The sequence below is a fragment of the Mycobacterium sp. genome, from assembly GCF_035653355.1.
Classification (GTDB): domain Bacteria; phylum Actinomycetota; class Actinomycetes; order Mycobacteriales; family Mycobacteriaceae; genus Mycobacterium.
The window spans coordinates 1-6,492 of record NZ_DASRBZ010000107.1; the positions used below are offsets into that span (position 1 = coordinate 1).

Consider the following 6,492-nt stretch of genomic DNA (forward strand, 5'->3'; position numbering starts at 1 on the left):
CACGATCTGGCCTCCTTTCTGGGCGCATTCGTCGGTCTCGACCGTCACTTTCATCACGCCGCGCAGCGGGCCGTGCTCCTGCGGTTGCAGTGAGATGACCTGTGTGGTGGTCTCGTTTGCTGTCGTCCCGTTCGGCCCGAGGCAGGGGAACTGTACGGTTTCTGGCCGCGACTGCCAGGCGCCGTCCCGGAAATCCAGGATGAGGACGTGGGTGCCGGCTGTCGTGCTGATCGTTTGGTGGTTGTCGTCGTCCAGCAAGACTGCGTTGGCGACGCATCCGGTAGGTGTGCACGACGTGCGGAAGGCCCACCACGTGGTGACATTCGGTGGCTGCGGGTCGGGCGCGTCATTGTAGGTTTGCTGCGCACGGTTGACGTCGATCTGGTATGTGCCGTCGAGCATGGCCGGCGGCGCTGCCGGGGTTTTGATGGTCGGGGCGGCGGCCGCAGCTGTGGTGCTCGTTGTGGGGACGCTGACCTGAGGTGCCGTCGCCTGGTTATTGCGGGTGAGCGTGATGCCGGCAAGTAGGCCGACCAATGTGAGCACCGCCCCGGCCGCCGACCCCAACAAGATCCACGGCCACCGGCGACTCGCCGCGACCGGTGTAGGGGTTGGCGGCACGGTACTGCGCCGTCGAGGCAGCCGCTGCGCCAGCGTGGTCATCAGCGACTGCCGGACGCCGCGAGGTTTGTAGTGCGTTGCGGTTTCGGCTTGGCTCGCAAGCGTCGCTTCGTCGGGGTAGTCGAGGGTAAGAACGGCCTCGGGGCTGCGATCACCTACTGAGACGCCGGCCATCCCGACCAGCGCATCGGCGAACGCGCGACAGCTGGCGAATCGGTAGGCGGGGTTTTCGCCGAGCGCGGTGGACAGCGCGCCGTCGAGACGCCACAAATCCGGGTGCCGATCGGCGAGTTTGGGTGGCGCCGCGTTCAGCCGTTGGCTGACGTCGAGATCCTGGTACGGCGGCGCACCGGTGAGCAAATGAACTGTAGTGGCCGCCAGCCCGTACTGGTCGGCGCGCTCGTCGATGTGCGAGCCAGTCAGCTGCTCCGGCGCGGCGTAGGCAAGCGTGTCCGCGGGCAGCTCGCTGCGCGTCAGCCGTCGGGCCCTACCCAGTTCGCGTGCTAAGCCGAAGTCCGCCAACAGGATCCGTGGTTCACCGCCGCCCGGATTAGTCAGAAAGATGTTGGCCGGCTTTACAGCGCGGTGCAACATCGCGCGTTGATGCGCGTAATCCAATGCCCAGGCGATGGCAGCGACGATCGACAGCGCCTCACCGGCGGGCATCCCGGCCGGAAACTGCTCTCGCATGAGCTGCGCGGCATTGATGCCGTCGAGGTACTCCATCGCGATCCACAGCTGCCCGTCGAACTCGCCGCGGCCACACACCTCGACGATGTGCGGGTGATACAGCGTTGTGGCGATCTCGGTTTCACGGTGAAACCTCTCGCGGAACTTGCGGTCCGCTGTCATCGACCGAGGAAGGACTTTTAACGCGTCCTGGCGGGGAAGCGTCGGATGTTGAGCGAGATAAACCTCACCGGTGCCGCCAGTGCCCAGCATCCGAACGATGGTGTATCCAGCAAAGGTCGACCCAGGGGCCAACGGCATTCACCGATCCTATCGGCGGTCGGCGCCCCGCGTCTTGTCAGAACAGCCGGCCTCGCAAGATCACGAGGTCGGGGCTTCTCAGCACGCCGGGTCCTTGCCGCGGATCGTCGTTGTAGCACAATAGGTCTGCCGACGCACCATGATCCAAGCTCGTCCGGCCCAGCCAGCGTCGGGCATCCCATGACGCCGCGCCCAGCGCCTGGGTGGGACTCATCCCGATGCCCTTGAGCGCCTCCACCTCGTCGGCGATGCGGCCGTGGACGACCATGGTGCCGGCGTCGGTGCCGGCATATACCGGTACGCCCGCATCGCGTGCCGCGGCCATCCGCGAATAACACTTGGCATGCAGGTCGCGCATGTGCGCGGCGTAGGTTGGGTACTTTTCCGCCGAAGCAGCGATGCCGGGGAAGTTCTCGATATTGATCAGTGTGGGCACCAATGCGGTGCCGCGCTCGACCATCAGCTCGATGATGTCGTCGGTGACTCCGGTGCCGTGCTCGATGCAGTCGATGCCGGCGTTGATCAGGCCCGGCAGCGCGTCTTCGCCGAAGACGTGCGCAGTGACCCGTGCTCCGTGGGAGTGCGCGGCATCGATTGCCGTCTTGAGCACCTCGTCGGACCACAACGGTGCCAAATCACCGATCTGCCGGTCGATCCAGTCGCCGACCAGCTTCACCCACCCGTCGCCGCGTCTGGCTTGCTCGGCCACCAGCTGCGGCAGTTGCGACTCGTCGTCGAGTTCGATCGCGAGACCGGGCGAATACCGTTTGGGTCTGGCTAGGTGCCGGCCGGCGCGGATGATGCGCGGCAGATCGGCGTGGTCGTCCAGGGAGCGGGTATCGGTCGGTGAGCCGCAGTCCCGCAGCAGCAACGCGCCAACGTCGCGTTCCGTCTCGGCCTGGTTGATCGCCTCGTCGAGTTCGATGGCGCCGTGCGCGCCCAGCCCGACGTGGCAGTGCGCATCCACCAGACCCGGGATGATCCAGCCGCCGTCGAAGACAGTGTCAGTGCCGTTGACTGGTTCGACACTGATCTTTCCGTCGACGAGCCACAGCTCGAGCGGGGCATCGTCGGGCAGGCCTCTGCCGCGGATGTGCAGTCGCACCCCGCGCCTACTTCTTGCCGGGGAACTTCAGCTGGGACAAATCAAAGTCCGCCAGCCCCGGTGGCAGCTCGTTGAGCCCTTCCGGCATGTGTGACAGGTCGGGGAATCCCGCCGGCATGCCGGCGCCGAGCGGGCTGCGGGCTTTCGGCGGAGTAGGACCGCGCTTCTTGCCCTTTTTCCCCTTGCCCCCCTTGGCTTTCCGCGACGATTTACGTCCCAGGCCCGGCATGCCCATGCTGCCCATCATCGACGACATCATCTTGCGAGCCTCGAAGAACCGGTCAACCAGCTGGTTGACCTCCGAGACCGTCACACCGGAGCCGTTGGCGATGCGCAGCCGCCGGGAGGCGTTGATGATCTTGGGGTCGGCCCGCTCTTCGGGTGTCATCCCGCGGATGATGGCCTGTAGACGGTCCAGCTGTTTGTCGTCGACGGCGGCCAGCGCCTCTTTCATCTGGCCAGCGCCGGGCAACATGCCCAGCAGGTTGCCGATCGGCCCCATCTTGCGGATCGCCAGCATCTGTTCGAGGAAGTCCTCCAGCGTCAGCTCGCCGGTGCCGATCTTGGCGGCGGCGGCCTCCGCCTGTTGGGCGTCGAAGACCTGTTCGGCCTGTTCGATGAGGCTCAGCACATCGCCCATGCCCAGAATGCGGCTGGCCATCCGGTCGGGGTGGAAGACGTCAAAGTCCTCGAGCTTTTCACCGGTGGACGCGAAAAGGATTGGCACACCGGTGACTTCGCGCACCGATAGCGCGGCGCCCCCGCGGGCGTCACCGTCGAGCTTGGTCAGCACCACGCCGGTGAACCCGACGCCGGCGCCGAACGCCTCGGCGGTGGTAACGGCGTCCTGCCCAATCATGGCGTCGAGGACGAACAGCACCTCGTCGGGGTTGATGGCCGTGCGGATGGCGGCGGCCTGCGCCATCATCTCGTCGTCGATGCCGAGCCGGCCGGCGGTGTCGACGATGACGACGTCGAAGTGCTTGGCCCGCGCCTCGGCAACCCCTTGGGAGGCCACGGCCACTGGATCAGCGGGGCCAGCTTCGGGTGAGGCGCCGGGGTGGGGCGCGAACACCGCTACGCCGGCCCGCTCGCCGACGACTTGCAGCTGGTTCACGGCGGCCGGCCGCTGCAGGTCGCAGGCTACCAAAAGCGGTGTATGCCCTTGTCCGCGAAGCCATTTGGCGAGTTTGCCAGCCAGCGTGGTCTTACCGGAGCCTTGCAGGCCGGCCAGCATGATGACGGTCGGCGGTGTTTTCGCGAACGCGAGCTGTCGCGTCTGGCCGCCGAGGATGCCGATGAGCTCCTCGTTGACGATCTTGACGACCTGCTGCGCCGGGTTGAGCGCGCCGGATACTTCGGCGCCCTTGGCGCGTTCTTTGATCCGGCTGACGAACGCCCGCACCACCGGCAAGGACACGTCCGCTTCGAGCAGCGCCAGGCGGATTTCGCGGGTGGTGGCGTCGATGTCGGCGTCGGTCAACCGACCCTTGCCGCGCAGCTCCTGCAGGGCGCCGGTCAGGCGGTCGGAGAGTGATTCGAACACGCCGCAAGCCTAGTGGCGATCGCAAGCGCGGCGGAGCCGGGCGCAGCGGGTCGCCACCATCAACCACGTGGCGATCGCAAGCGCGGCGGAGCCGGGCGCAGCGGGTCGCCACCATCAAGCACGTGGCGATCGCAAGCGCGGCGGAGCCGGGCGCAGCGGGTCGCCGCCTTCGGGACCAGCCGGGGGACGACGAGCGCGAACGGCGCGAGGAGCCAGCTCGGCCCTGAGGTCGGGTTGCGGCAGGCAGGGCGGCAACTCATAATCCCCGGTAGCAAAGGTGGACCGGGATGCTCTTGACCAGCGGCAGTCCGCGATCACAATCCACCGCGACGAGGTCACCGGTGAAGTGAACGACGATTCGGGCGCCGATATTGTCGGTCGCCAGTACGAGCGGTGGCGGTATCCACTTCCTATCGAAGACCTCGGTGCATGGACTGCTAACCACTGGGAATGGTTCGACCCTGCGCATGCGCACCGAGTTTTCTGGCCGGATCGGGACTACAAAGCCGATCTCGACATCCTGATTGCTGGTTGTGGCACCAACCAGGCGGCGGTTTTTGCGTTCACCAACCCCGCAGCCAAAGTTGTGGCGGTCGATATCAGCCAGTCGTCCCTGGACCATCAGCAATATCTGAAAGACAAGCATGGGCTTGCCAACCTCGAGGTCCACCTGCTTTCCGTCGAAGAATTGCCGAGACTCGGACTCGACTTCGACCTCGTTGTATCGACTGGCGTTTTGCACCATATGGCCGATCCACAGGTAGGCATGAAAGCGCTCGCCGGTTGCCTGCGGCGGGATGGCGCTCTCGGTGTAATGCTCTACGCGAAGTACGGCCGCATGGGGGTTGAACTGCTGCAATCGGTCTTTCGCGACTTGGGGCTGGGCCAGGACGACGCCTCGGTCAAAATGGTTAAGGACACCCTCTCCGTGCTTCCGCCAGATCACCCTATTCAGAGCTATCTCAAAATTGCGCAGGATTTGCAGTCCGATGCCGCACTCGTCGATACGTTTCTGCCCGCGCGCGAGCGAAGTTACACGGTCGAAGAGTGTATCGATCTAGTCAGCTCGGCTGGGCTCACATTTCAGGGATGGTTTCACAAGACGCCCTATTACCCGCACGATTTGTTCGCGCCCAACACCGCGTTCTATTCGGCGGTGAATGCGTTGCCCGAGCGCAAACTGTGGTCGGTGATGGAACGTCTGCAGACCTTGAACGGTTGCCATTTTTTCATGGCATGTCGCCGGGACCGACCGAAAGAGAGCTACACAATCGATTTCTCGACCGTTGAATCCCTCGATTACGTTCCGGTGCTGCGGACTCGTTGCGGTGTCTCCGGCACTGAGATCGTTTGGCCGGGTGCGCGTTTGCGTGTCACCGCGAGCCAGCTGCCGTTCGTGCAGCATGTCGATGGGCGTCGCACGATTCGAGAGATTGTTGCAGCGGTGGCGCGGACGGGCGACTCGCCCGATGCCAGCGCGCCCGAGCTGCAGGCGTTCGGGCGCAAGCTTTTTCAGTCGCTGTGGCGTCTCGATTGGGTGACCATGGCCTTGGACCCGGCTTCAGGTTAACTGTCAGCTACTTCCCCGTCGGCGCCGTCATCCACAAGGGAGACGTCCGGCGAAACCTTTACCGCCGCGTACCAGCAATTGTGAGATTTACTTAACCAGACTTTTACGTGCGCGCCGCGCATATCGAACTTTCGCCTGCTGCTGCCAGCAGCAGATGTATCGAGCTGTACGGGATCGCAGGCAATTTGTTAAAAGTTTGTCCGCCGACGTTAAAAAACAATTAACCCGCTATGTGTCCCACCCCTCCTTACGCGAGGGTGTAGCCGTGGATGCGTTGCTAGACACCCACACCCATTGGTCACGTCGGCCCAGCCCCGTTAAGGGGCCGATCCTTTTCCCGGGAGAAATGTATGTCGTTCGTGAAGACGCTGCCTGAGGCGCTCGCCGCGGCGGCGACGCAACTGGAGGCTCTGGGCAGCTCGATGGCCGCCGAGAACGGGGCCGCCGCCGCCCCGACCACGGCAATCGCCCCTGCGGCTTCCGACGAGGTGTCGGCGTTGCAGGCAGGAATCTTTTCTACCTACGGCCAGCTCTACCAAACGGCCAGCACGCAAGCTCAGGCCATTCACCAGCAGTTTGTGAGCCTCCTGGGTACAAGTGCCGGCTCGTACGGAGAGACGGAGGCGGCCAACCAGGTGGCGGCCGCCTCGACGCCGTTGT

Annotated in this window: 5 protein-coding genes; 2 read left to right on the forward strand and 3 right to left on the reverse strand. The window is 64.8% G+C overall.

Going from position 1 to position 6,492, the window contains the following annotated elements; translation table 11 throughout:
* The 3 genes from VFA16_RS03430 to ffh all read right to left on the reverse strand — a co-directional run.
* A partial coding sequence (locus VFA16_RS03430; RefSeq protein WP_324966467.1) for a serine/threonine-protein kinase occupies positions 1–1,611 on the reverse strand: 1,611 nt, incomplete at its 3' end.
* 37 nt (positions 1,612–1,648) lie between these two features.
* On the reverse strand, positions 1,649–2,716 hold the full coding sequence (locus VFA16_RS03435; protein WP_324966468.1) for an amidohydrolase family protein: 1,068 nt from the start codon (positions 2,714–2,716) through the stop codon (positions 1,649–1,651).
* Positions 2,717–2,723: 7 nt separating this feature from the next.
* Entirely contained in the window at positions 2,724–4,262 is a 1,539-nt protein-coding gene (gene ffh, locus VFA16_RS03440) for a signal recognition particle protein (RefSeq protein WP_324966469.1), read from the reverse strand.
* A gap of 346 nt (positions 4,263–4,608) precedes the next feature.
* On the opposite strand from ffh, the gene VFA16_RS03445 reads away from it, so the two are divergent.
* Entirely contained in the window at positions 4,609–5,832 is a 1,224-nt protein-coding gene (locus tag VFA16_RS03445) for a class I SAM-dependent methyltransferase (protein WP_324966471.1), read from the forward strand.
* Between the two features lie 350 nt (positions 5,833–6,182).
* On the forward strand, positions 6,183–6,492 hold a 310-nt coding region (locus VFA16_RS03450; RefSeq protein ID WP_324966470.1), incomplete at its 3' end, for a PE family protein.